Raw genomic sequence first — 25675 nt, forward strand, 5'->3', positions numbered from 1 at the left:
TCGTCAGTGATCGGCGGCGGTGGCGAGGTCGGCGCGGACCCGTGCTCCGATGTGGTGGATCAGCTTCGTCAGGTCGGCGCAATACACGGAGGGATTGCGGAAGCCGTTGTCGGCGCGATACCGGTGCACGTAATGTCCGCCGCCGCAGACGCTGTGGACAGAGCATGCCCGGCAGGTTTCACTCAGGGCGTCCGCGCCGATCTGACGAGCGACGATCGCGGGTTCCAGCAGTGCGAGGTCGAGTGGATTGCCCACGTTCGCGGTGCGCAACTTGGTGGCCCCCGCGAAGGCCGACTTCAACTCGTCGACCTGCTCCACAGTGCCGTCGGTTTCGATCACGGCCAGCTGAATGGGGGCCAGCCCGAGTAATTCCGATGCCACGGAGCCGCCCAGCAGCAGGTCGATGATGTCATCGAAGATCCTGACCCGGGTCTCCAACTCCGGCGCCCGGAACCAGCGATCGAACACCGGGATGAGCCAGTCGGCGTAGGGGGTCGCGGTGTGGTCGGCGGTCGACGCCGGTGGTGGCGTCATCCAATTGCCGTGCGGAAGCAGAAAATCGACCGCCGGGGGTCGAAAGGCCAGCAGCGCTTCGTAGGTCCGCACCGGGTCATTGGCCACATCGATGGTGCAGAGCAGGCCGGCGAACAGGTGCCGGTTCTCGTCCGCCGTCAGTTGCGTGATCCCGGCCGCGACGCGCGTGTAGCTCCCGGCGCCCCGCCGATCCCGGCGATGCCTGTCGTTACCGCTCTCGTCGCCGTCGAGGCTGACTCCGACGCGAACATTCCAACGCGCGCAGATGCGCAAGAACTCCAGGTCGAGCAGCATGCCATTGGTCTGCACGCCCAGCCGCACCTCGGTGATCGGCTCCAGCGATTCGCGCGCCGACCGGGCGAAGTATTCGAGATCGCGATGTCCGACCAGCAGCGGTTCACCGCCATGGAACACAAGATCCACCGCGGGCAGCTGGAAGCGGCGAGCATGATCGGCGATCATCCGAACGGCCTCGTCGAAACCCCTGCGGCTCATGGTCTTCGGCTGATCGCGCCAGCTCTGATCGGCCATCTCGTAGACGTAGCAGTAGTCGCAGGCCAGGTTGCAACGGCTGTGGATCTTGACAACGAATTCCGTGAACGGCAGCGGCTCCCAGCCACTGCGGCGCAGCCCGTCGACATCCAATCCATGTGCGGGCCAAGACGTTTGCACCACGGGAACGCCCAACGGCACCGGGCCGGACTCCATATTCGCTCCCTCGAGCTGCGGGAACAGCCACGGGCGCGCTGCTACCGAGTCGCCCGTGGCCGCGTGATCACTTGGTGGGGTTGTTGATGAACGACTTGAACCCGCCAGGGGCCCTGTCCCGCGAACCCTTGGCGTAGCGCTCGAGGGCGGCTCGCATGGCCGGAGTGCAGCGGGTGGCCAGCTCTTCCGGGTCGAGTGCGGCGAGTTCATCGAGTTTTCCCATTTATGGGACCTCCTTTTCTGTATTCCCGTACCGGCGCGGCAAATTGCCAGGCGTTGCAAGAATTGATCGGCTCGACAATGCCGACAAGTGAAACGGGATATCTACCAATGGGTGACCGGTTGTCGTCCCGAGAGGGATCGTAATCGCACGAAACGTGCGATCGCTCACGCCTGTTCCCGCTGCTGGGAAGGGCATCTCGCACTAAACCTGCTTTGCTTCAAAGGATTTCGGCTTGCAAGGGTGAACCCGCCCAGTTCGACAGAAAGTCGCATACCGCCAGACAATCCGCCAATCGGCCGGTAGCGCCTGCCGCATGTCAGCGCAGCGGCACGGTGTGCAGGGCAATGAGCAGCCGCCAGCTCTGTGCCGCCCAAGTCCGCGGGTGCGCCCTCGATCATCTCGTGCAACCAATCCGCCAGCGCCGCAACGAAGCCGACACCCCTCGGCCGCCCGCCGGTGCCGTCGGACAAAGTTCCCGATCCCACGGCGACCGGACCGACGCGGTCGCCGAACCGGTCGGCAAGCGCGCCACAAATATTGAGGAAGAACGCAACTTCGCTCGGAATTTCTATTGCCACAGCCAGATCCCCTCCCGTGGATCAGGGCATCCGCTGCCGTGCCCGCGTTCGCTGATGCTCTCTCGAGAACTCCCGATTCCCAACCATGGGAGTTGCGACTGCCAGGAATCCCGTTGTCTTGCAATAGGCTTCAGCGAGCAGGGTCGACGTCATGTCGTCCGGCGAAGGTAATCTCCCATGGCTGTAGCCGGAATTGTCGGTCGACTATTCAACTGCACGATCGGCAACTTCACTATCCGTGAATGGGAGTACGCGCATCGGTATCGCGAGTGTGACCGATTCCGCAACCCCTCGGTGTATTGCGCCGACCTGAAGAAGTTGATCTACCACATCGAATCTCGTGTCCGTGCAGACATCGACGCTGCCATCAACACCTAGCGACGGGACACCCACATGCCAACGACAGCCACCGGGATCGACGATGTCACGGCCAGTTTGAGTTCCGGCCACGGAACCGAGGCGGCCATCGCGACGCTGACCGAAGGCGCGCTACTGATGCGGCTGATCCTGCTGCGCACACTCATCGCCGAAACCACGTCGCGCCCCGAAATCGCCGACGCCGCAGGACTTTCCCTTGCCTACCAGACGCTGGCCGAACTGCAACGATCCCATCCGGCCGAGGTCGTGACGTTATTGTCGTACCCGCACGTCGGCCCGTGGCTCGCCCATGTCCTGCAGCGCCTTGATGCCGAGCCCGAAGACGCGCCGACCCCACTGTGGGCCGACTGTGGCTACCTGGGCTGGCTCGCCGCGGCAGGCGCCATCGCCTGTCTACCCGAAGGTTCCATCAACGTCATAGTGCGCAACGGCGTGGTGATGTTGCCCGGGATCGGCAGGGCCGAGCTCGGCCCTGCCGGGGACAACGGGCACTGCGAACTGCACTGGACACGCGACGGCGCACTGCGCTTCACCCGGGGCGCCAGCACAGTTCTCGTCCCGTCCCGGGATGACGAGTCCGATCCCGCCTGGCTGCCACTGCGGCGATTGCGGGGGGCGGATGCGGAACGGGAGGTGTTCCTGGACGACCTGGACCCGTTCCGACACTTGCTGGACGGTCAGCAGCCACCCCGGCTCACGACCGCCCAAACCAGCACGTGGCAGCAGGATTTCGCGGCGGCCTGGGAACTACTGCGCCGCGACTTCGACCGGTACCTCGTGCCGATGCGCAGTTGCTTGCAATCTTTGGCGCCGCTGAGCACACAACCGCTCGCGGCGAGCACGAGCCACACCGCATTCAACGGAGTCGGCTGCGTCTACACCACGGCCCCCGCGGACCCATGCCAGCTGGCGCTCACGCTGATCCATGAGGTCCAGCACACGAAGTTCACGCTGCTGACCGATCAGATCGTGCTGTTCGATCCCGATCCGGTGTGCCGGTTCTACGCGCCGTGGCGCGACGACCCGCGTCCGATCATGGGCCTGCTGCACGGGATCTACGCGTTCTTCGGAGTCACCGACTTCTGGCGAATACATCGTCACGCCGACTGCCACCGGTCGATGCAGGCGAACGTCGATTTCGAATTGTGGCGTCTGCAGGTGGCAGGTGCCGTGGCGCAGGCATCGACCTCGAGCCTGCTCACCGAGGCGGGTTCGCATTTCCTGAACGCGCTCAGTGCTGAAATGCGCCCCTGGGGCGAGGAGGACGTGCCCACGGCGGTCGGCGTCGCCGCGTCCGAGGTGGCGATAGCGCATCGAACGTTCTGGCAGGTGCGGAACCTGACACCGGACATCGGCGGCATCGCCGAGCTGTCCGCGTGCTGGATCGCGCAGGCGCCACGGCCCGACGGCCTGCCGCCCGCGGATCAGGTGGATCAGCGGGCCGTGCCGAACGACCATCGCCGCCTGCACCTTCCAGCGCAACTGAAGCTGCTGGACGACGCTGCGGCCGAAGCTCTGTCGATCCCCGAGCAACCGCGCGGCGACCGGGCCTATCTGGCGGGTGACCTGGCTGCGGCGGTCGCGCTGTACACCGAGGAGCTGCACGTCGACCCGCTGCGGCCACAGTTGTGGGCGGGCTTGGCGCTGGCGTTGCCGAAGCTGCACCCGGACGATGACTTCAGCGTTCTCGATGACAGGGCCGAGGTCGCCGCCCACCTGTGCCAGGTACTGCTGGCGGATGCCGAAGGTGTCGAGATCGTCGATCTGGTGCGGTGGTTGTCGAGGTATCCGCGCACTCATGGGTAGATCGGGAATCCACACCAACCGCAACTTCCTGCTGCTGTGGTCCGGAAACGCGACATCGCTGGTGGGATTCCACGGCGTCCGAATCGCCTACCCGATGCTGGTTCTCGCGGTGACCGGCTCGCCCGCCGCGGCGGGATGGGTCGGTTTCGCGTTGAGCCTGTCGAGTCTGATCTTCCAGATCGCGGCCGGCATCGTCGCGGACTATTCCAACCGGATCCGGACCCTGGTGATATGCCAGATCACCGGGTTGATCGCGGCCTGCCTGGCTGCCGGAGCGGTCGCTGCCCAGCTCCCGAGCCTCGCGCTGATAGTCGGTGTCACAGCGTTCATCGAGGGCAGTGTCTACGTCTTCGTCGGCCTCAGTGAGCTGGGCGCGATCCGCGACGTGGTGCCGCACGCACAGCGACCCGCCGCGTTCTCGTTCCTCGAGGCCGAACAACCGATCGCCATCCTGGTCGGACGAGCAGCAGGTGCGGCGGTCTACGGCGTGGCCCGCTGGCTGCCGTTCATCGCCGACGCCGTGTCGTATCTTTACTGCCTCGTCGCACTGTTGCTGATCCGTCCGGACTCGCCAGCACCGCCGAAAGCCGCCGAGTCCGAGCGTCATTCGGTCCGGTGCACCATCACCGACGGCTTCCGTATCGTATGGACCGAACCTTTCCTGCGGACGTCGACGGCAATGATCGGACTGTCGAATATCGTCATTCAGCTCGTCTTGCTACTGATACTGGTGGAACTGAAGAACGGCGACGGTCCCGCATGGACCGTCGGCGTGGTGCTCGGCGCCGCGGGCGTCGGCGGAGTACTCGGCGCCACCGCGGCATCACGGCTCACCGCTCGCTTCGCCCCCCGCAATGTCTATCGGGGCGCGCTGTGGGCATGGACGGCGCTGCTCGTTCCCATGGCGTTCAGCGCCAATCCCTTTGTGCTGGCCGCATGTTGGTGTGGCATCGGCGGCGTGGGGGTCGTCAGCAACGTCGCGTTGACGATAACCCGGCTCGATGTGATCCCCGAACAGACGCTCGGTCGCGCGGTCGCGACGATGGCACTGTTCTGCAATGGCGCGGTCGCGCTCGGCGCGCTCGGGGCGGGCTATCTGTTGTCGACAGTGGGCGCCGTCGCCACGCGATGGTCAGCACTCACGGCCATGTTCACACTCGCCGCATACGCAAGTACTCGCACCACCCGCTCTCGCGATCTACCGCTTGCGCTGACATCACCCGATTCCTGAGACGAGAGCCCGCTCGTCCCAGCGGCGCAGCAGTGCCGCTCGCCGGTCGGCTCTCCTACCGGCTTGATACCGAGCTTCGCCCCGTTACGCTTCGGGCCGTGAGCCATCGAAGTCGACTGTGCCACATCGTCATCGACGTGTCGGACCTCGATCAAGCAGTCGTGTTCCGGGGACGCGACCGAGGAACCGTTGGCGTAGGACAGGAGACAAGTCTCAGGCATGCCCGAAGCGGTCGCCTTCGATTTCTCCGGAATGCTCAGTAGCTCGGAGCGCGTGGCGCTGCATTCTCGCGATATCGTCCGGAGTCAGCGGAAAGGTGGCGACGCCAGCCGCATCGGGGCTGATTTCCAGTAATGCCTCTATCAGCCTTCTCGCTGCGGGCAAGTTGTTGTGTAAGAGCATCTCGAGAAACTCATCGTCAAGTTCAGCGCGACGATTTCGCAACTCCGCACGCAGTATTTGTTGCTCATCATGCTGCCGCCGAAATTCCTCGCGTTGAACCCGGCGCTCGAGGTCCAGGTTCGAGATGCGGCAGCCCAGGTCGATCATAGCGGGAATAATTCGGAAGCCTCGCGCAACGGCGGCTGCGAGCGCACCAGTTCCGCCCGCAGCCGCTAGTGAGATGACCTCCACCCACGGATTTACGGAAATACTGCTGGAGATCCGCAACGACCGACGCGCCATCGTTTCTGCTGTAACAACCCGTAAGCCGGTCCGCCCTCCGGACTCGAGGCTTTGCGTCGTCACAAATCCGATCTCTCGATCGTCGGCTGCGGCAAACCCGACACACGCCAGAATCAATCGCCGTATGCCCCATTGCAGGTCAGTTACTCGTTCAAGTTCAGGCATGGAGCCAAGATGAGCGTCAATACCCACTCCGGGATATTTTTCGATCCATTCACGATCGCTCATCTGGTCGATAGCAGCGTCGGTCCAGTATGCGTGGGTCGCAGCGGACCTGCTGACGTGCTCCGATGACGGTCTTTCGGGAGTGCTCACGTCGCGCATGGTATCCGCGGGCGCCGTGTCGATGTACTCACACGGCGGAGGTCGCCCCTTCGGCTTTCCTCGATTGTGCCGTCGGCCACCGACGGGTGGTTGCCCCAGGTGTCGAAAACCGTTTTATCGACACCAGGCCCCGCGCGGGCCGAGGCCCTGGTCGCGCCCTCGCCCGGCGGGCTCATCGTCGACGGCACCAACGAGGGCCTGGCCGCCGCACGCGCCCGCGGGCAACGCCTGGGCCGGCCGCCCGCCGGCCGAGCAGATCCGCCAAGCCCCGAGCGATACTCGCCCGCCCGACGAATCGGTGGCCTCGGTCGCCCGCCTGCTACATGCCTGAGTTGAATCGGTCCGGTGCGGCCGCGGTGGTGGCTCTGTCCACCAATCCGGGCAGCGGTTGTTCAGGAGTTACGACGGCGGTCAGCGAACCTGACGGTCCGAATGGATTGCGGTGGTGCCGCCTGAGTGATCGTCGTGATCGGCGATGCTGTACAGATACCGTCGCTCAACAGCGGCTACTTGCCGCCTCAACTCGGTCCGCGCGCGGCGGCAACTGCGACAGCACTTCGTCGAGCACCTGTCTTGCGCTGCGCGCACCGTCGATCGTGCAGATTGGGCACAGGCAGAAAGTCCTGTCGGGGAACGGAATCCGGCCCGGTCGTCGCAGGAGTTTCCGATACTGCCGCAACGCGGCAACAGTGATCCCCTCCCACAACCAAGGTTTCCCGCGTATTTCGGCGAAGCGGATATCTGACAACGCCCGCTCGGACATGCCCGGAATGGGCACAAACGGCCATCGGACGCCCCACTCGATGTACCCGGATTCGGCGCGCATCGCGCCGGGACGCCTACGCGGCATCGGCCTTTCGACGTACGGTCATGCCTCGGATCATGTCACAGTCGAACCTCACCCCACACCCGGACGTCGCGCATTCGGTATCGACACTCGGCGTACCGGATGTCTGCGAAGGCGACAGACGCTCGGCCAGGCGTCTATCACTTTCGCTGTCGTTATTCACGAACATCTCGACCGTCGGACAGGTAGCGACACGCCACCAGAATTCGCGAACGACTGCCGACCACAAACTCCCACGCCGATCCCCGCCGTCATACCCCGATGATCCCAGACCCGACCGATACGATCCGCGATTCAGACTGTGAGCGCGAGCAATTCGATGTTCTCCTCCATCGCGCCGGTGCCGACCGCGGGCGCGCTGTCCCCCACGAAACTCGGCTACTGCCAGCTGACTCTTGATCAACGGGTTCGAGTCCCGGTCTGGCCACCGGAAACAGTTGCGACACACGGTGAGGTGAAGCAGCCCAGGAGACGAATCCGCTTACGTAGAATCCACGAGTGGACCAGGCCACCATTGCCCTACTCGGAGCGGCTATTGGCGCAATCTCGGCGATAGCTGGATCGGTCATCACGAATCTTGTTGCGGTCCGCAATGAGGCCGCGCGGCAGGAGGAGAACCGGCGCACAACCTACATCGCCGCACTCCGCAAGGAAGCCGCCGCAGTCTTCGTGGAGTTCTACGCGTTCTTCGGCGCGATCGAAGACGTCTGCTTTTTCGCGAAGAACGATCCCACGGTCGTTGATGATGCCAGGACCAAGCGCTACCACGACGTCACCGCAGAGATCAATCCCCGGATGATGGCAGCGATGGCCATCGTCGCCGGCCTCAACGCAACGGTCTACGACGAACTGCGTCCCATCTCTCGGTCGCTTCAACGGCTCGACGACACAGTTTGCGACGGGATCAGAGACCTGCGAAGCGACCGGGACGGCGCAATCGCGGTGCTAGCCGCCTGCCACGCGAAGCTGGTTGAGCTCGATGACTCGATCCCGCAGAAGATCACCGCGATCATGAACGCTGCTGAACGCGCTGTTCAAGGCACTTAGCCGGTCGCCACGCACTCGTCGATCACCCGATCCCCGCTCAACGGCTGTCGCCGAACGGCGACGATCGTGGTCGGCCCCCCTTGCCAACGACCAGCGCGCTGTCTTCCACGAAGTCGAGATCGTCTAGACCGAGGTTGGCGACTTCACCGCAGCGACACCCGGTGTCCGCGAACAGACGGATGATCGCGTTGTCCCGCCGCGAATCGAAGTCGGTTCCGGCGCACTGGTCGAGCAGGGCGCGCAGGGATTCGAGACTCGGTGCCGGCACGAGCTTGTCCGGAGCGTCCGGCAGACTCAACTTGTCGAACGGATTGGAATCGATGATCTCCTCGGCCGCAAGGTATTTGAAGAACTGCTGCAGGCTCCGATACTGGCTGCGCGCGTACTGCGGGGACAACGGCTCACCGGTGCGGCGGTTCGTCCTTGACAGCAGCGTCTCGATGTACCCGCCGATGTGGTCACGGGTGATCTCGGGTGCATTCGTCGGCAGAGTTTCGGAGGTCAGGTAATCGGCGAAGTAGCCGATGTGGACCACATAGACGTCGATCGTCTTTTCGGCGCGGTTCTTCCGCCGAAGCTCGGTCGCGAAGTCGTCGCGCAACTCGCGGATGTCGTCCAGCGAAACGGTCCCCATGCCGTCCTATGCTGCCGCAATAATCTATTCGTGGACGAGCGCTGTTCTAGATCGAAACCTCTCATGAAAAACAAAAAACCCCTGGTCAGAGGGGGTTTGTGGGGCGGGCGGGGCTCGAACCCGCGACCAATGGATTCGCAGTCTACGGCTCACAATCTGATTCGACCGAATTCGGCTACGTTCGATTCTACCGGTTTAGCTGCACGAATATTCCAAGGGGGCGAGAACCTGGAATGCGTTGACATTCGATCGATTTCGGTCGTATTCGGATTAAAATAGAGAGTAAATGGTGACCACCTGAGCGATAACTGTGGAGCGACCGCCCGCTCGCAGCCTCAATCCGCCGCCGCCCTCGGTCTAGCTCTGCGCAGACGAGCAATCAAAGTGCTATCCAATCAATCCCAAGCCCCGATAGCGGCCCCTCGCAGCGCCTTCCGTATAGGCGAGCCGGATACCGCCTGGGCCGCAACGTAATTCCCAGCGTGGTGGACCCGGATTGGTGACACAATCGGCCGCATGAGATGAATCCTCGGGGGGCTGGTCGCCGTGCTCATCGCGCTGGCAGCTATAGCGAGTATCATCGCCGCGCAACCAGGTACCACCACAACACCAAGCGCGCCGTCACTGTTGGCTGACATTGGCACTGTGAGTCGACCTGGGAAAATAGCGGTATAGAGCGTTGGCCGGTTGGCTGAGGTTGGGTCAACTGCGGACCGAATGCGGACGACTATCTGGGGTGGATGGTGCTCCCCCGCCGATTTCGGATGTCCGAATCACGCGGCGATAGGCGACTCCGGTACTCGCGACTACACCGCTGTAGCGGATCAGGTTCGTTTCTTGCTGGTGCGTGACCGAATTCGGGCTGAGGTGCGTGCTGTTCGGTTGCGAGACGAGGGGTAGCGTTGGTGGGTGGTGAGGGTGGTGTGCAGGTCGCGGACCGCGGCGACGACGGACGCGAGGTCGCGCAGTAGTTCGGTCAGTGCGCGAGGAATCCTGGTGGCGGCTTGCAGGATCACCACGAGTGCGCCGATGGCGGTGAGGATGTCGGTGGTCATGGCAGCAACGATCGGTGGGCGGGGCCGATCGGTGCATCCGGTGTTGGCAAACCACCGGGATCACCTGCAAGATGAGCGGATTCAGGTCCGTCGCCCGAACGAACCGAACACCGCCAGCCAGGAGTGACACGAGGGGACGATGGTCGATCCAGTGGGTATCAGCACCCGGGCCGCTCTGACGTCGGCCCTGCACGCGCTGTACGAGGCCGACGGACGCAGCTACCTAGATCTCGCTGCCGCTTCGGGGGTGGGGCAGGCCACGATCCACGACATGGCCGCCGGCAAATCCTTCCCACAGTGGAAGACCCTGCGCGCGGTCCTGCTCACCTACGGCATTCACGCCAGCGCGCTGGAACCGTGGCGCCACGCCCACACCCGCGCGAAATCCGACAACGCCCATGGTCTCGGCTGGCCGTTGGAGCAGATCGATGATCCGTTCGTGCTGGAGGTGCACCGCCCGATCACCCTCGACACGAAGACTGTTCTGCCGCCCCTGCCGCCGTACGTGCCCCGGGCTCACGACCGGAAGCTAGCGAAGGTCGTGGAGCACGCGAGAAGCGGTGTGAGTGCGATGGCGGTCCTGGTGGCGGGGTCCTCGGCGGGCAAGACCCGCGCGCTGTGGGAGGCGCTGGCACCGCTGCGCACCGCGGGTGGTTGGCGGTTGTGGCACCCCTCCAGCCCGACACGTCGTGACGCGCTGGCAACAGAGTTGGGACGGGTGGGGCCACGAACAGTGGTGTGGCTCAACGAAACCCAGGAATACCTTGGCCACGGCAGCGGTGGTGACGAGCAGGCCGCGACCGCGTTGCGTGATCTGCTCACCGACCGTGATCGGGCACCGGTGCTGATCGTAGGCACCCTGTGGCCGCTCCACCACGACACTCTGTGCCGCGTGCAAGGATCGCAGGCACGAGCCCTCCTGCAAGAGCGTGCGATCGAGGTTGCGGACTGCTTCACCGGCGCTGATCTGGACGCTGCGGGTGCCGCCGCCGGGAGTGATCCGCGGTGGGCGATGGCGCTCGAGCGCTCCAGCGATGGGCGGGTCACCCAGTATCTGGCCGGTGGCCCGGAATTGGTGGCACGCTACCGGTTCTCGTTATCGGCGGCGGCGAGGGCGATCGTGGAGGTCGCCATCGACGCCCGCCGCATGGGCCACCGTAACGCCCTGCCCCACGCGCTCCTCGAGACCGCCGCTCACGCGTACATGGCCGGCGACGACTGGGACGCACTCGGTGAGGACTGGTTCGAGAGAGCCCTCGCCGAAACCAGCCAACCATGCCGCGGAGCCCGCGGGCCGCTGACCCGGATACGTCCCCGCCCCGTCTCCTCCCGCACCGGCACGCCCGGCTACGACGCCGCCAGCAGCGGCCCGCTCTATCAGCTCGCCGACTACCTCGAACAACACGGCCGCATCGCCCGCGCCGAGAAGATTCCTCCGATCCCGTTCTGGGAGGCCGCCGCCACCCACGCCCACCCCGGCGATCTGACTGCCCTCGGTAACACCGCGTGGGTCCGGGGCCTGTACCGTGATGCCACCCAGTTGTGGAAGAACGCCACCCAGCACGGTGACATCGACGCCGCCACACAACTGATCCGCGCATTCAGGTACATGCAGGCTCGCGACGAGCGACCAGCGACCTGGGCAGCCACACACGCACACCTCGACAACCCCACTGGCGTGGCCGGGCTGGTGGAAGCGTTGCGGGACATGGGACTGACCGAACAACTCGAAACCCTCGCGACCCGAACCGCCACCAGCACCCCCCTCGACGACCCGGGCGGCGCGGCCCAGCTACTGGACACGTTGCGGGGCACGGGACTGACCGAACAACTCGAAACCCTCGCGACCCGAACCGCCAACGATGCACTCCTCGACTACGCGGGCGGCGTGGCCCGGCTACTGAACGTGTTGCGGGACATGGGACTGACCGAACAACTCGAAACCCTCGCGACCCGAACCGGCAACGACACCCCCCTCAACGACCCGTTAGGCGTGGTCGAACTGCTGGACACGTTGTGGGACATGGGACTGACCGAACAACTCGAAACCCTCGCCACCCGAACCGCCACCGACGCACCCATCGACGACCCGGGCGACGGCGCCGTGCTGGTGGACGCGTTGCGGGATGCGGGATTGACCGAACAACTCGAAACCCTCGCGACCCGAACCGCCATCGACGCACCCGTCGATGTCCCGGGCGGCGTAGCCGCGCTGGTGGACGCGTTGCGGGATACAGGGTTGACCAGACAACTCGAAATCCTCGCGACCCGAACCATCACCGACGCACCCGTCGACGTCCCGGGCGGCGTAGCCGCGCTGGTGGGCGCGTTGCGGGATACAGGGTTGACCAGACAACTCGAAATCCTCGCGACCCGAGCCGCCACCAAAGTACCCCTCGACTACGCGGGCGGCGTGGCCGAACTGCTGGACGCGTTGTGGTACACGGGACTGACCGAACAACTCGAAACCCTCGCAGCCCGATCACCTGCCACCAACGCACCCCTCGACAACCCGTCAGGCGTAGCCCAGCTACTGCGCGCGTTGCGGCACACGGGACTGACCGAACAACTCGAAACCCTCGCGACCCGAACCGCCACCAACGCACCCGTCGACAGCATGTTCGGCGTGGCCGTGCTGCTGCACGTGTTGCGGGATGCGGGACTGACCGAACAACTCGAAACCCTCGCCACCCGAACCGCCACCGATACACCCCTCGACAACGCCCGCGACGTGGCCCGGCTACTGGAGACGTTGCGCGACACGGAACTGACCAGACAGTTCGAAACCCTCGCCACCCGAACCGCCACCGATGCACTCTTCGACAACGCGGGCAGCGTGGCCGAACTGCTGGACACGTTGCGGGACATGGGACTGACCAAACAACTCGAAACCCTCGCCACCCGAACCGCCACCGACATACCGCTCGACAACGCCGGCGACGTGGCCCGGCTACTGGACACGTTGCGCGACACAGGACTGACCGACCAACTCGAAACCCTCGCAGCCCGATTGCCCGCTGCTGGCATGTTCCAGCAATTCCTGAGAATGCGTGGGGACGATCCGGGCAAGTTCTGGTTCGGACGAGAGCCTGATGGCGCCGAAGCGGCAACATGGACATGGGACGACCTGACCCATATTCAAATTTCGCTGACCTCGACCAACCGAACTCGTATCACCTGGTCAAGGCCTATTTCTCCCTACTGAGACATGCCGCCGAATCCGGGTGAATGTGGGCGAATCTGATTCAAAGTGTGGAGTTTCTGTGATTGTCCAGGGGCGACTGACGAGGGATCATCCCCGCGTGCGCGGGGAGCACCCTGTCCACCCGACATTCGGAACCGCACTCGGCGGATCATCCCCGCGTGCGCGGGGAGCACTCGCGCCAGCGGCCCGGCTGAAGACGTTGGTGCGGATCATCCCCGCGTGCGCGGGGAGCACGAGCGGTTCGGCAACCCGTCCGTTCAAGGTCCGGGATCATCCCCGCGTGCGCGGGGACACCGGAATCGTGACCGGTTGCACCGATGGCTGCAGACTGTTCCTTAGCGTCGCCGGGGGCTTAGAAGATGTGCCATCGCTGTTGTTGGTCGCCGCTGCGCAGGGAGTCGACGCGGTGGGCGAACTCCTGAGCGTGTTGCGGGCTGACGTCGATGATCTGCATGAGCCAGGTGACCATGGTGAGTTCTCGGGCAGCGCATAGGACGGGATACCCGGGGATGCCGGTCACGTCGTAGCCGTAGGTGTCGGCGAATGCCTGATAGGTGGTGCGGGGCAGACCGAATCGGTCGACGGTCATGGCGACGGTGGTCAGGTCCCACTCCCGGGGACCACGGGCGACGGCTTCGAAGTCCGACAGTATCGGGCCCGAAGGAGTGGGAATGACGTTGTTTATGTGTGCGTCTCCGTGGATCACCGTGTGCGGGGTGGTGAGTTCCAGTTCCGCATAACGGGTTCGGAGTGTGTAGTAGAGCTCGGTGAGGAACTCGACCGCGGCGGGATCGGCGTTCCCGGGATTGGCCAACCGGGCCGGCACGGCGCTGAACGGGTCGAATGTCGGTAGCGGAAACCCGGGTTCGGGGAGGGTGTGGAAGTCACGAAGCAGGACCGCCAGCTCGACCTCGGTCGGTTCGCCGGTGATGTCGACCAGCTGCCAGAACGTGATCAGGCGGCCGTCGGCGGGGATGAGCTGTTCGAATTGTTCGGCTACCCGCACGGCTGGGAAGTCGTGTCGGGCGAGCCACCGTGCAACGGCCAGTTCCTTCTCCACGCGCGCCCGGCGTTGCTCGCCGCGGGCGATGCGGGCGACGACATCGACGTGCGGGAGCGCGTAGATAGCGTTCTCGCCCATCCGGATCAGCTGTGCGTCGTCGGTGGCTACACCGAGGCAGGTACCGGCTAGTTCGAGGGCGCGGCGGGCTGTGGTGTCGGAGAAGGGGGCGTCGAGGTCGACGGTCATCTGCGCGAGTCTAACTCGGTTGGGGTGGAAGGGTATTGGGTTCGTAGCCGAGTGCGGCGCGTCGTTCGGCGATCAGTCTCTGCCATCGGCCTGCCACGGTGTCGGGTCCGTCGATCCAGTTTGCGCGCGGCAGTTCCGGGTCGGGTTCGGTGCCGTCGAAGAAGTGGGTGATTTCGACGAGGTATGCGTATTCGCCGTGATCGACGCTGAGTTGGAGCTGATCGCGGGCTATGTGGAGTTGGTCGTTTTCTGCGCGTAGAGCGTGGTGGAAGCAGCGGGCGAACCGGATGTATGCGAGCGCGGACCCGAGACCGGCCTCGGTGGCGTCGCGTTCGAGCTCGCTGGCGCGGGCGGGCACGTGTGCGTCCGAGCCCGCGTCTCGTAGCAGGCGGGCGGTATGAACCTGTGTTTCCGACCAGTTCTGCTTGACGTTGTCGAGCAGGTTGCGGGCCAGCTCGATCTGCTGGTCGGCGCGAGTGCGGTCACCGAGTGCCGCGGCGAACGCGAGCCCGGCTTGGGCGAGCGCAGCATGTCCGGGGTTGTGGTCGGCGAGTGCCAGTTCGCGTGCGGTGCCGTAGGTGGAGCATGACAGCGCGAGATCACCTTGTGTCCACCACAGGTGGCCGAGTGCCCGGTAGTAATGGGTGTCGTGGTCGAGTGCCTCGATGGTGTCGAGGGCGGTCGGGAATTCTCCGAGGTGTCGGGCGATGTGGGCGAGTCCGCGGCGCGCTTCGCCGGCCATTGGACTGTGCCCGGCCGCGACATGGCTCATGTGCTGCGCCGAGGCTTCGTAGCGTCCGAGATGGCGCAGGCTTTCACCCAGGAAGTAGTGCGCGATGTCTTCGGCGGATTCTGGCAGGACACCGAGGCTCAGAACGGCTTCGAGTTCGTCGGCGGTGTCTTGCCGGTGTGCGCGTTGCCCCCGGGACACCGAATGCAGGACCCGAGCCAACGCGACTGCGGCGCAAGGAGTGTCGGGCTCGTTGTCGGTTCGAGTGCGGGGGTCTGGGGTGTCGATGGGCTCCCAGACCGACTCGATCACGTACCGCCACGCGGCGTCGACGATCCAGCCTGGTTCGAGTTGGAACTCGCAGGCGATCCGTAGTCCCTGTGTCAGACAGGCCATCAGCTGGCGTCGATGTTGGTAGCCGCCCGGCGCGGGCATCTGGGTGCCTACCGCGTCGAGGGTGCGTTGCGCGGCGCGGCGCCAGTCGCTCGGCGACCAGCGGTCTTCGCTGGTTGCGTCGGCTTCGCGGACCGCGGACCTGATCAGATCGTGCAGCCGATACGGCCACGGCGCGGCGGGATCGTTACCGACGAACGGTCTTTCGACGAGGTTGAGGGCAGAGGCGTCGCTGTCGAGTCCGGCTGCGGCGGTGGCCAGGTCGACGGTGAACGAGTCCAGCAGGGTGACCGTCCGCAGGACCGTGCGTTCTCCCTGGGTCAGGTCACGCACGATCCGGGCGACCAATGCTGGAAAGTCATGATCGAATTCATTTGGTCCCGGCACAGTGCCGGTGCGGTTGAGGATGTCGAGGAACCGCATCACGGCCAGGTCGAGGAACAGCGGCAGACCGTAAGAGCGAGAAGCGATCTCGGACCGCACCTGTGGCGGGATAACCGGTTCGTCGTTGCGGGTCAGCCGGGTGCGCAGATAGTGCTCCCGGTCGTCGTCGGACAAAAAACCGACCAGATGCTGGCGGGGATCCGCTGACGCCGCCGGTGCCAGCTGCGGCCACGGGAACGGTCCGGCTTGGTCGAGTTGCCCCTCCAGCGAGGGGTCGTCCCACTGCAGTCGGTTGCGGCCGGTGACGATGAACAAGGCATTGGGCATCAGCCACACCATCCGTTGGAACAGCCGCTCGAGGTCTCGGTGACCGCGGTCCCCGACCTCTTCGAACGTATCCAACAGGACCACCAGCACACCAGAGCGATCGACCGGCACCTGCGCCAAATCCCAGGCGAGCAGATGCGGGAAATAGCTCAGAGTCTCCGCATCCTGATCGGCTTCCAACAGGTCGGCCAACCTGGTGCAGCGCGCCAAGGCCCGCACGGCACTGCGTCGCTGCCGCAACGCCCGCACGATTTCGCGCACCGCGGTAGTCGCGGCCACCCCGGCCACGGTCGGCAACGTCAACGCCTGAACGACATCCTCAGCGACCGAACGCATCTGCTCCCGAAGATCGGTCACCTCACCTGCCCGGCGCAGAAATCCGTTGCGGCTCAGATATCCCTCCAACGACTCACCAGGATGATTGACCTCCCAATACCGCCGCAACGCAAGATCGAACGCCCGCATAGGATGCCCCACCCGCGCCACCGCCAACCGCACGGCCAGGATGACATCTTCGAACTGGACTCCGCCCTGCCGCGACAGATCGATCCGGATCGGCAGCACGCGGCCGACCTCCGCGGGTACCGGCCCCCATTCCGTGCCCACGGACTCCGAACCAGTCCTCAGGTGCGTTTCCAGCCGCTTGGACAGAGTGGTTTTCCCGATGCCGCCGACGCCGTAGAAGACGAGCACATTGCGGCGCGGAGTGGCGAAATCCTCCACACTGAAGCCCGGCGCTCGCACCGCGGCCCAGTGCGCCAGCAGACTGTCGGTCGTCGCCCGCCACTCATCATGGCGATTGGCGAAAACGTCCTGCGCGTCCACGCCGTCGCGTCCCGGGCTGAACAGCGAGCGCAGATCCGATTGCGGTGACACCGTGAACCCCCTGACACCAGTGCTTACAGGACCGCCTGGACGGCCTCACTGCATTGTAAGATGCACATCCATCGCTGGACAACGAATCCTGTAGCGTACGAACAATTTTGGCGGCACCCGTTGCATGCACCTGTCCTGGTCAGCAGTGGCTTCGCTTTGCACTTCCGCCGACCCATCGGCCGCGTCAAGCCAACGATGAACTCACGATTCGCCTGCTGCCGTTCGCTATCGGCCGCTCCCGATCCTAATTCGACTAACATACAACAGATTTCAATGGCATTACCTGTCGAATCATGCTGCGCCGCATTGGATTAGGGCAAATTCGGCTGAAAGTAAGGAGTAAATACGGAGTTCCGTACGGTCCTCGCTTCATGTATGCAGGGCACAGCGGCTTCGCTCCTTGAGGCAATCTGGACCTGAGATCTCTGGGTTGTGACAGACAGTGATACAGCCACCTTCGGATGGCTTCGGTTTCCTACATCTACCTGCACAGACTCAAGTCCTGACCATGCAGCTACCTGCCGTCGTCTTCGGGTGTATTCGGACCAAAAGATCCAGTAAAGATCCAGCAGGAGAATTTGTTCAGCAAGGACCTCAGGCACATCTGCGCGAAGCCGGAGGGGAGGTCGTCGTCATTTCGGACGGCGCACCCCCGCGTGCGCGGGCCACTACCGGGCCCGCCTGCCGAGGGCGGCGGCGCAACGCATACCGACCATGCCGGCAACAAATCCGCTGGTTTCGTCGGTTCCGGGCGGCCGGTTCCCGCAACGTAATCCGCGAGGGCGTGGTTGTAGCCGAGCTGGTTCAGTATCCCGGCGTAGTTGCCCATCGCGGTGACGAGCAGCTCGGTCATACTCCTCGCCGTGGTGACGGTCGAATCATAGGACGTGGCCCACGCTTTGGATTCGCCCACATTGCCGCCCATATTGGCGGTTTCGCTCAGCGCGGCGATCTGTGTGGAGAAGATCCGCCGGCACGCGGCGGCGTAGGAATACAGTGTCTTGCCAGCCGAGGAATACACCGCGGGATCGACTACCAACGTCGTCATCGAGTCCTACGACCTGCCCAGCATCGCAAGATTCGCGGCGATGGCGGCCGTGTACCGGTCATGCGCATCCCGGACGGCTTGGCGCATCGTGTCGATACCCTCGGAAACATCGGTCGCCCCGGTGTGCCACTCGCGAAAAGCCTCGGCCTGCGCATCTGCGGCGGCACCGTTCCAGTTCTGCTGCACAGTGGAAATGCGCTGCTGCAACCCGTCGAGACTGTCGTTGAGGAAACCGATGAACCCCGAGACCCGGGCGACCATCTGCTCGAGCTCGTCGAGATCGACACGGAAAGGCTGTGCGTTCTCGACCATCACAACTCCGGAAGGTCCAGCGACCCGGTGAACGCGAGAGTGGTGTCTGCCCGCGCCCTGTCCTGATCGTCCAGGGTCCGGCTCGCGACACCGAGCAGTTCGGCCATACCGGCTAAAGCGTCGAGGATGGTGTCGGCGCCCTGCTTGGTTTCTGTCCACCCCGCGCTGAACGAATCGGCGGAGGTGCCGCGCCAATTGGACAACAGTGCTGTGATGTCCGCATCGATCGAGTTCAAGCCGTTGACGAGCGATTCAGCGACCTGCTGGACGTACCGGCCAGCGTCGGCGACTTCGTCGGGGACCACCGCGAAATCGTTGGGGGTCGAGCCGGGTTGGCCTGTCATGCAACCTCCTCGAACATTGGTGCGGATCAACAGATTAGACGCGAGTGGGTATTGGTCGGCTCCCTGGTCGGGATGTGCCTTCGCTCACACTATGGACGGTGTAGAAATGGGCAGCCTTGTCGTCACATGTCGGAGTGGCGTTCGGGTTCGATGTCAAATCGTGGTATCCAACCACCAGACCCCAGATCCCGGCCATCACTGTTAGCGTCGCGGCGATACCGAGTAGTGCGATTGCGCATGACCTCACGGTTTCCGCCCCCATAGCTTGCTTATTGCGGCTATGGTGATCATGACCGATTCTGTGCCAGCCCTCAGCTTTCGGCTCCGCCGATCAGCGCCTGGTCACACATGACGACGGCGCGCGAACTGCATCATTGGACATGCGCGATAACGCGCACTGGTCCGGTATCACACTCGAGATCGATGAGCCTTCGTCGCACCACCAGAGGCCGCCCTCCTCGGCCGCGAACAGCGCAAGCTCGTGTCCGATCTCATCCGCGCGTCGGCCGCGACGAACCGACATCCCCAGCCCCCATTGAAGATTCAGACGATCGGGGTGGTCGCAACATCCACAGATTGCAAGCATTAACAACCTATTCCACTGTATGAGCGCGTCACAAACCGCGTAATTATCTGCCTCCCAGTAGAATTGGAGTGCACAAGTCGGGCTAGCACCCGGAATTGATATCTACGGGAGTACAAATGAATAATCGCGCTGTCGCGCGCGACGGCGAGATGCCTGATGCCTCCACATCGTCCCCAGACTCGGCAAGCTGACCATCGCCGAGTGCTCCACTCAGGTGCTGGAAGGGCTACTCGAAGACATTGCAGATGAGGTGGGCAGGCCGACCGCGAAACTCGCGAAGACCTGCTTGTCCGGAATGTGGACGCTGGCAAGCCGATACGGCGCCAGTGCCGGAAATATCATCAAACTGCTCGCACCGATCCAGGTCGACGACAAACCGGTTGTGGCGTGGTCGCTGACCGAGGTGCAACGCATCCGAAGCGGGCTGCGTAGCGACAAACTCGCCGTCGCGAACGGTATCGCCGATCTGGTCGATATCCTCTTGGCCACCGGATGCCGGATCGGCGAGACAATGGCGTTCAAGTGGAAGCACCTCGACCTCGACCCCAACAAGCCCACGGTGCTCGTTGAAGGGACCGTCGTCCGTATACGCGGCGGCGGGATGATCATCCAACCGCACCCCAAGGGCGGCCCGAACGGCAAACGCCGCCTGCTGCTGCCTGAATGGGCCGTAGAGAGACTGACCGCCCGCCGCGACCTGGTGCCGCATGAGCCCGAAGATCTCGTGTTCCCATCCCAACGAGGGACGCTGCGCGATCCTCGCAATGCCCGCAAGCAACTGCAGCGGGCACTCGACCGTATTGGCGTCACGGGGATACCCCAGAACCCTCATGCGGCGCGCAAGACTGTCGGCACGCATCTGGCCGAAGACGCCGATGGTGGGCAATCCGATATCGGTGTCGCGGCCGCCCAACTCGGCAACACCGAGGCGGTGACACGAAGGCACTATGTCCAGCGCACCCATCAAGGTCCGGACGCCCGGAATCGCTTCGCTGCATTCGCTCTGCCGGATGAGCGAGACGGGACTGCCGCGATCAGCCGAACGTGACCCTTGAGAAGTGACCGGCGATGCCGACGTCGGTCACCACGGGATAGCAAACAACCAGCTCCCGATGCCCTGGCCGGATAGGGTGTCGGGAGCTGGAGGGAGCAGCATGTGCCGGCTTTTTGAAAAAGGTGAGTAAGTGGTGACCTGGGCGGTCAAAGCACCGCCCATGCATCGACTGCAAGCCCCTGACCTGGGGGTTTGTGGGGCGGGCGGGGCTCGAACCCGCGACCAATGGATTATGAGTCCACGGCTCTAACCGACTGAGCTACCGCCCCGTGCTCGGTGGATACCGACAGCGTTGGGGATGCTACCGGGTGGGTGGGGGCGGGCACCACTCGGATACTGCGGAACGCGGTGGCGGGGTGACGGGCGGACGGCCCTGGCGCGGTTAGACATCCCAGGTGCGTAGGTTGTCAAGCGGCTTGTGTGTTTTGCCGGTGTGCCCAGGCGGTGTGTTCGTTGTAGGGGGTGTGGTGGCGAAGGCATCCGTGGAGGATGCCGACGAGGCGGTTTCCGAGGGCGCGCAGGGCTTGGTGGTGCAGGTCTCCGGCGGTGCGTCGCTGGTCGTAGTAGGCGCGGGCGCCGGGGCTTCGGGTGAGGGCGCAGAAGGCCCAGGCGTCGATGGCGTCGTAGAGGCGTCGGTTGCGGACATGTCGGGCCAGCACGGCGCGTTTTCGGCCGGAGGCGATGGTCAAGGGTGAGGTTCCGGCGTAGTTTTTGCGAGACTTGGTGGTGGTGTAGCGGTTCGGGTCGTCCCCGAACTCACCGAGCACCCGGGCGCCGAGGATGACACCGAGTCCTGGCAGGGAGAGGTAGATGCCGGCGTCCGGGTGTGTTTCAAAATGGGTTGCGAGCACGGTTTCGAGCTCGTGGATCTGGGTGTTGATCGTGGTGATGATGCCGACTGTGGCGTGGGTGGTCGCGGCGAACGCGGTAGTGACCGCGTCGGTTGCGTGCAGGTGTTCGGTGCGTAGTGCGGTCTGGATCTGCTCGGCGCGGGTATCGATATTGCGTTGGCGGCCTGCGCGTTTGAGTGTGGCTCGGATCGCTGACAGGCTCAATCTGGCGCCTTGGGCGGGAGTGGCCGCGCGGGCGAGGACTGCCAGGGCGTCACGGTCGGCGAGGTCGTCGAACGCTGCCAGGGCGGCGGGGTAGTACTCGCGTAAGGCCGAGCGCAGTGTGTTGGTGTGCCGGTTACGGGCCCAGATCAGGTTCTGGTGCCCGCGGGCCAGGACTTTGATGGCCTCGGCTACGGGGCTGTCCCCGGCGACCGGGCGGTGGTTGTGCCGGTCGGTGCGGACCAGATCAGCGAGCAGTTTCGCATCACCGGCATCGGACTTGGCGCCTGAGGCGTGGTGACGGGCGCGGTAGCGGGTGACCGCGAGAGGGTTGATCGCATACACCTGGTAACCGGCCGCGACCAGTGCGTCGACCCAGAGGCCACGATCTGTTTCGATCCCGATCACCACCTGCCCGGGTTCGGCGGCATGGGTGGCGAGCAGGTCATGTAACCCACCGATACCGGCCAATCCCTCGGGTAGCCGGCGTGCTGCCAGCTTTTTGCCGTCTTGGTCCATCACATGGATGTCGTGATGATCTTCGGCCCAGTCATCGCCTACGAAGATCATCGATCACCTCCTCAACGCTGATCGTTCGAACCTTTTGGAGCCCAAGGCAACCCGGCGGCGACCTAATGGATCAGTGCTCAACTCTGCACGACATCCCATCAGCGCTTCAGGAAGCCTCACCGACCGGCCGGGGCACGATCTAACCCTAGGAATCCCACACTCGTTCCTGGTGGAGGAAGTACTCACCGACCAGCGGCTCGGGCGATCAGCTTGCCCACCACCGACCACTACCGGCGGTAGGCTCGCCGATCAACTCCCATTAGGGTGGGGGTGTAACCCCGGAACCAGGCTGGAGGGTTGGTTGTGGCGAGTGTGTTCGCGAATGTGCTGAAGGTGCATCAGTGGGTTTATGAGAACAGCGGTGGGGTGGTGGGGCACCGGCTGCTGTTCGGGAATCCGACGTTGCTGTTGCGGACGGTGGGGCGCAAGACCGGGCAGCCGCGGACTTCGGCGCTGACCTACGGGCGGGATGGGGCGGATTATTTGGTGACCGCGTCGAATGGGGGATCGCCGCGGCCACCGGGTTGGTTGGCGAATGTAAAAGCGAAGCCGGAGTGTGAGATTCAGGTCGGGCGGCGCAAGCTGGCGGCGGTTGCGCGGGCCACGCTGCCCGACGATCCGGACTACGCTCGACGTTGGGCGATTGTCGACAAGGTCAATCAGGGGCGCTACAGCGCGTATCAGAAGATGACCGAGCGGCCGATCGCGGTAGTGGTACTGACTCCGGTCGGCTGAGTTCAGTCGCTCTCCCAGCCGTCGTAGTCATCGTCGACATCGCCACGGTCCCAGCGGAATTCGTCGCGCGGCGGGCGGCTGGCCAACTGCACGCTGAAAGCGACGAGACCCAACACGGCAAAGATGACAACAACGATAATCAGTGTTTCCACGCGGGCACCCTAGCGCCGAACCAGGGTGCCCGCCAATATGTGAGACAAGTTGTCACGCAAGGTTGTTCAGACAGTGAGAACCGTGCGTCCGATGGCCGTTCGAGATTCGATCGCGGCGTGGGCGCGATCAGCCTGTTCAAGCGGGAAGGATTGGCCGATAACAACTTCCAGCCGTCCCGCCACCGCCTCGGCAAGTGAACGTTCGGCCAACACGTGCCAATCGATATCGTCGTTGGCGGTCAGGTCGAACAGACCGAGCACGCCAATATCGCGTGCTGCCACCGCTTCTCGATCGAAGTCGGCGAATTGTCCTGCGGCAGCGCCATATCCGAGGAATCGCCCGCCGTTCGCCGCCGCCTCGATCGCACCCGCGCCCAGTGCGGCTCCCGCCCCGTCCAATACGACGTTCGCACCCTGTCCGCCAGTCGCGGCGCGCGCCTTGGCCGACCAGTCGGGCTCGGAGTAATCGATGACAGCATGTGCGCCGAGTCGCGACGCGAGCTCGAGTTTGGCGCTTCCGCGCGCCGCGGCCACCACATTCGCACCGGCCGCGCGGGCGAGTTGGATCAACAGGGTGCCCAATCCCCCACCGGCCGCCGTGATCAGCACCCATTCGCCGGGCCGAACGGCGGCCCGATCGAAGACCGCGAGCGCCATCTTGCCGTCATGGGCGAGTGCCACCGCCTGCGCAAGGCCCAACCCATCGGGCACCGGCACCAGGGTCTCGGCGTTGGCAAGGGCCTGCTCCGCGTACCCGCCGATCGGCTGCCCACCACCGATGCCGCTCGCGGCGGTCTGGGTGGTGACGCGCCTGCCGACCCAACTCGGGTCGACGTCCGCACCCACGGAAGCGACGACCCCGGCGACGGCTCCACCCGGCACATAAGGCGGTTCGATCTTGAAAAACTCTGTACCCCAACCACTTCGGAGCTGGACATCCAAGAACATCACATCGGCTGCCGCGACGTCGACGACCACCTGTCCCGGCCCGGCCACCGGCCCGGGCACCTCCCGTACCGAAAGCACCTCGGGCCCACCGAATTCCGCAGCGTGCACAGCGCGCATAACAACCTCCAACATTTTCGCTCGATCCGACAGCGACCAGCCTGGAACCTGAAGCAGAGTTGAGGTCAAGAGGAACGCGAAGATTACGCTATGGGCGGATGCGCCCAGCCGGGAATCGAACTCGCCCGACGTGCCAACACCCGCAGACCAAGGACCCGCAACCCATCTGCGGATCCCCTCCTCCGGGTACCAGAGCAGAGCGTGCGCATGAATGTGGCTCTGGAGCGGCGGATCATGGTGCGCGACGACACCACCCGGTCAGGAGCCGCCTCCGCCGCAACTGCTTCCGCCGCCACCGCAGCTGCTTCCACCACCACAGCTGCTGCCGCTACCGCCGCCGCACGAGCTACCCCCGTCGCCGCCGCCGCAGCTACCCCCGCTCCCCGACTCACCGCTACCGGCATCCCCCGCTGACCATGACGAACTGGATCCACCGAGCCACCCGGCTCCCCGGCGGGGGCGACTCGACCAGTTGGACGCCAGTGCTACGAAGGTCGCGGTACCGCCCATGATTGCGACCGTGATCAGGACGACCAGAACCAGCGCCGTCATTCAGGAACCTCCCCCGCCACAACTGCTCCCGCCGCCACAGCTGCTGCCTCCACCACCGCAACCGCTGCTACCGCCGCTGCAGCTGCTGCCCCCGCCGCAACCGCTGCCACTGTCATGTCCGTGCCCATGGCCATGCCCGTGTCCATGTCCATGCCCACCGCTGCCCGGGTCATAGCCACCGAAGGACCCCGACTCGAATCCGGCGGCTCCGTACTCCCACGGCGAGCTATCGCTCCCGCCGTGGCCCATGTACCCGCGCCGCCCCGGCGGCAATGGCCTTCTCGTCGCTCGCGTGATCAGGACCGCGATCAACGCCGCGACGCCACCTCCGATCACGAGAATGGCCAGCAGCACAACGAAGAGGACCAGCATTCCCGAATGGTATCGCTTGCACCTGCATCAAAGCCTGCGAAAAAGTTCGATCTCCACCATGCGGATCCCTCTCGCACGGCATTCCCACATCGCCGTACAGTGAATCGTGGTGCTTTTGCGTCCAAGAAACCGTGCCCGCCGGATAGACCTCCGTGCTGTCGACAAGGCGGTGGCCGCACTCGAGTTCCCCGATGCGGTCTTCAAGACCAGCCCGTGGCAACCGCGTGAGCTGGTGGAGACCGGTTTGCGGCAGTGGTTGCGTTGCTGCGGCGCCGCGATGCGTGACGGTCAGGTGATCGGAATGCCGTCACATGCGGTCGACGAGGCCTGGCACGGCTTCATCCTGTGCACCCAGATGTATGCCGCATTCTGTTCCGCAGCCTACGGCCGGTTCCTGCATCACTTTCCGGAAGGCGTACCGACGCAGGGCAATTCACACGGCTCCATGGCAGAACAACTCGGCCGAACGGTGGTCGCCTGGTCGATTGTCGCCGAGCCCGTCGAGGAGTGTGTGCTCTGGGACCTCGACAGCGTTGTCGGCGTCGAGCATCCGTGGGGAATCGGCGCCGAGCGAGTAGCGGCCATCGAAGCCGAACTCGCCAGGACGCCTTCGTAATTCG

General features: G+C 64.5%; 23 protein-coding genes and 1 tRNA gene. 8 read left to right on the plus strand and 16 right to left on the minus strand.

Annotated elements, in window-relative coordinates:
* Positions 1-3: 3 nt before the first annotated feature.
* The 3 genes from ACQP0C_RS30995 to ACQP0C_RS31005 all read right to left on the minus strand — a co-directional run bounded on the left by ACQP0C_RS30995 (position 4) and on the right by ACQP0C_RS31005 (position 2043).
* Positions 4-1242 (minus strand): FxsB family cyclophane-forming radical SAM/SPASM peptide maturase, encoded by a 1239-nt coding sequence (locus ACQP0C_RS30995; RefSeq protein ID WP_433725664.1) that lies wholly within the window; start codon positions 1240-1242, stop codon positions 4-6.
* Between the two features lie 67 nt (positions 1243-1309).
* Positions 1310-1465: a hypothetical protein gene (locus ACQP0C_RS31000; RefSeq protein WP_433725666.1), complete on the minus strand. Its 156-nt coding sequence runs from the start codon at positions 1463-1465 to the stop codon at positions 1310-1312.
* A gap of 164 nt (positions 1466-1629) precedes the next feature.
* Positions 1630-2043, minus strand: coding sequence for a hypothetical protein (locus ACQP0C_RS31005; protein ID WP_433725668.1), 414 nt, complete (start codon positions 2041-2043; stop codon positions 1630-1632).
* Between the two features lie 177 nt (positions 2044-2220).
* Between ACQP0C_RS31005 and ACQP0C_RS31010 the strand changes: the two genes are divergently transcribed.
* Genes ACQP0C_RS31010 through ACQP0C_RS31020 form a run of 3 tightly spaced genes read left to right on the plus strand, consistent with a single transcriptional unit; the run spans position 2221 to position 5458 of the window.
* Positions 2221-2421 carry a hypothetical protein gene (locus ACQP0C_RS31010; protein ID WP_433725670.1) on the plus strand — a complete coding sequence of 67 codons (201 nt, stop codon included), beginning with the start codon at positions 2221-2223 and terminating at the stop codon, positions 2419-2421.
* Positions 2422-2436: 15 nt separating this feature from the next.
* Complete coding sequence (locus ACQP0C_RS31015; RefSeq protein WP_433725672.1) at positions 2437-4227, plus strand: HEXXH motif domain-containing protein; 1791 nt, start codon at positions 2437-2439, stop codon at positions 4225-4227.
* Positions 4220-5458 (plus strand): MFS transporter, encoded by a 1239-nt coding sequence (locus ACQP0C_RS31020; RefSeq protein WP_433725674.1) that lies wholly within the window; start codon positions 4220-4222, stop codon positions 5456-5458. The genes ACQP0C_RS31015 and ACQP0C_RS31020 overlap by 8 nt, the downstream gene beginning before the upstream one ends.
* Before the next feature lie 213 nt (positions 5459-5671).
* On the opposite strand, the gene ACQP0C_RS31025 is transcribed toward ACQP0C_RS31020, so the two are convergent.
* Positions 5672-6457: a hypothetical protein gene (locus tag ACQP0C_RS31025; RefSeq protein ID WP_433725676.1), complete on the minus strand. Its 786-nt coding sequence runs from the start codon at positions 6455-6457 to the stop codon at positions 5672-5674.
* Positions 6458-6962: 505 nt separating this feature from the next.
* Positions 6963-7292 (minus strand): hypothetical protein, encoded by a 330-nt coding sequence (locus tag ACQP0C_RS31030; RefSeq protein WP_433725678.1) that lies wholly within the window; start codon positions 7290-7292, stop codon positions 6963-6965.
* Positions 7293-7811: 519 nt separating this feature from the next.
* Here ACQP0C_RS31030 and ACQP0C_RS31035 point away from each other — a divergent pair.
* Positions 7812-8360: a hypothetical protein gene (locus tag ACQP0C_RS31035; protein WP_433725680.1), complete on the plus strand. Its 549-nt coding sequence runs from the start codon at positions 7812-7814 to the stop codon at positions 8358-8360.
* Positions 8361-8397: 37 nt separating this feature from the next.
* On the opposite strand, the gene ACQP0C_RS31040 is transcribed toward ACQP0C_RS31035, so the two are convergent.
* The gene (locus tag ACQP0C_RS31040; protein ID WP_433725682.1) at positions 8398-8994 is read right to left on the minus strand and encodes a tyrosine-type recombinase/integrase; all 597 of its coding nucleotides are present in this window, start codon (positions 8992-8994) and stop codon (positions 8398-8400) included.
* A gap of 824 nt (positions 8995-9818) precedes the next feature.
* Positions 9819-10049, minus strand: a complete 231-nt coding sequence (locus ACQP0C_RS31045) for a hypothetical protein (RefSeq protein ID WP_433725683.1) — start codon at positions 10047-10049, stop codon at positions 9819-9821.
* A 139-nt stretch (positions 10050-10188) separates the two neighbouring features.
* On the opposite strand from ACQP0C_RS31045, the gene ACQP0C_RS31050 reads away from it, so the two are divergent.
* Positions 10189-13254 (plus strand): hypothetical protein, encoded by a 3066-nt coding sequence (locus ACQP0C_RS31050; protein ID WP_433725685.1) that lies wholly within the window; start codon positions 10189-10191, stop codon positions 13252-13254.
* 352 nt (positions 13255-13606) lie between these two features.
* Here the strand turns inward: ACQP0C_RS31050 and ACQP0C_RS31055 are convergent, their stop codons facing one another.
* From ACQP0C_RS31055 to ACQP0C_RS31075, 5 genes are all read right to left on the minus strand, one after another.
* Positions 13607-14503: a phosphotransferase family protein gene (locus ACQP0C_RS31055; protein WP_433725687.1), complete on the minus strand. Its 897-nt coding sequence runs from the start codon at positions 14501-14503 to the stop codon at positions 13607-13609.
* Between the two features lie 10 nt (positions 14504-14513).
* Positions 14514-17213 carry a hypothetical protein gene (locus ACQP0C_RS31060; protein ID WP_433725688.1) on the minus strand — a complete coding sequence of 900 codons (2700 nt, stop codon included), beginning with the start codon at positions 17211-17213 and terminating at the stop codon, positions 14514-14516.
* A 514-nt stretch (positions 17214-17727) separates the two neighbouring features.
* Entirely contained in the window at positions 17728-18261 is a 534-nt protein-coding gene (locus ACQP0C_RS31065) for a hypothetical protein (RefSeq protein ID WP_433725690.1), read from the minus strand.
* A 6-nt stretch (positions 18262-18267) separates the two neighbouring features.
* Positions 18268-18573: a WXG100 family type VII secretion target gene (locus ACQP0C_RS31070; RefSeq protein ID WP_433725692.1), complete on the minus strand. Its 306-nt coding sequence runs from the start codon at positions 18571-18573 to the stop codon at positions 18268-18270.
* Entirely contained in the window at positions 18573-18917 is a 345-nt protein-coding gene (locus ACQP0C_RS31075; RefSeq protein WP_433725694.1) for a WXG100 family type VII secretion target, read from the minus strand. The genes ACQP0C_RS31070 and ACQP0C_RS31075 overlap by 1 nt, the downstream gene beginning before the upstream one ends.
* A gap of 836 nt (positions 18918-19753) precedes the next feature.
* Here ACQP0C_RS31075 and ACQP0C_RS31080 point away from each other — a divergent pair.
* Positions 19754-20551 (plus strand): tyrosine-type recombinase/integrase, encoded by a 798-nt coding sequence (locus ACQP0C_RS31080; RefSeq protein WP_433725696.1) that lies wholly within the window; start codon positions 19754-19756, stop codon positions 20549-20551.
* Positions 20552-20752: 201 nt separating this feature from the next.
* On the opposite strand, the gene ACQP0C_RS31085 is transcribed toward ACQP0C_RS31080, so the two are convergent.
* Both ACQP0C_RS31085 and ACQP0C_RS31090 read right to left on the minus strand, forming a co-directional pair.
* A tRNA-Ile gene (locus tag ACQP0C_RS31085) sits at positions 20753-20826 on the minus strand.
* Between the two features lie 138 nt (positions 20827-20964).
* A complete protein-coding gene (locus tag ACQP0C_RS31090) occupies positions 20965-22179 on the minus strand; it encodes an IS110 family transposase (protein ID WP_433725698.1) in 1215 nt (404 codons plus the stop codon).
* A gap of 303 nt (positions 22180-22482) precedes the next feature.
* On the opposite strand from ACQP0C_RS31090, the gene ACQP0C_RS31095 reads away from it, so the two are divergent.
* Complete coding sequence (locus tag ACQP0C_RS31095) at positions 22483-22914, plus strand: nitroreductase family deazaflavin-dependent oxidoreductase (protein WP_433725700.1); 432 nt, start codon at positions 22483-22485, stop codon at positions 22912-22914.
* A gap of 2 nt (positions 22915-22916) precedes the next feature.
* Here ACQP0C_RS31095 and ACQP0C_RS31100 read toward each other — a convergent pair whose 3' ends face one another.
* Positions 22917-23066: a hypothetical protein gene (locus tag ACQP0C_RS31100; protein WP_433725702.1), complete on the minus strand. Its 150-nt coding sequence runs from the start codon at positions 23064-23066 to the stop codon at positions 22917-22919.
* 66 nt (positions 23067-23132) lie between these two features.
* Complete coding sequence (locus ACQP0C_RS31105; RefSeq protein WP_433725704.1) at positions 23133-24131, minus strand: zinc-binding dehydrogenase; 999 nt, start codon at positions 24129-24131, stop codon at positions 23133-23135.
* A 1033-nt stretch (positions 24132-25164) separates the two neighbouring features.
* Here ACQP0C_RS31105 and ACQP0C_RS31110 point away from each other — a divergent pair.
* Positions 25165-25671, plus strand: a complete 507-nt coding sequence (locus ACQP0C_RS31110) for a hypothetical protein (RefSeq protein ID WP_433725706.1) — start codon at positions 25165-25167, stop codon at positions 25669-25671.
* The last annotated feature ends 4 nt before the right edge of the window (positions 25672-25675 follow it).

The sequence above is a fragment of the Nocardia sp. CA-129566 genome, assembly GCF_050956075.1.
GTDB lineage: Bacteria > Actinomycetota > Actinomycetes > Mycobacteriales > Mycobacteriaceae > Nocardia.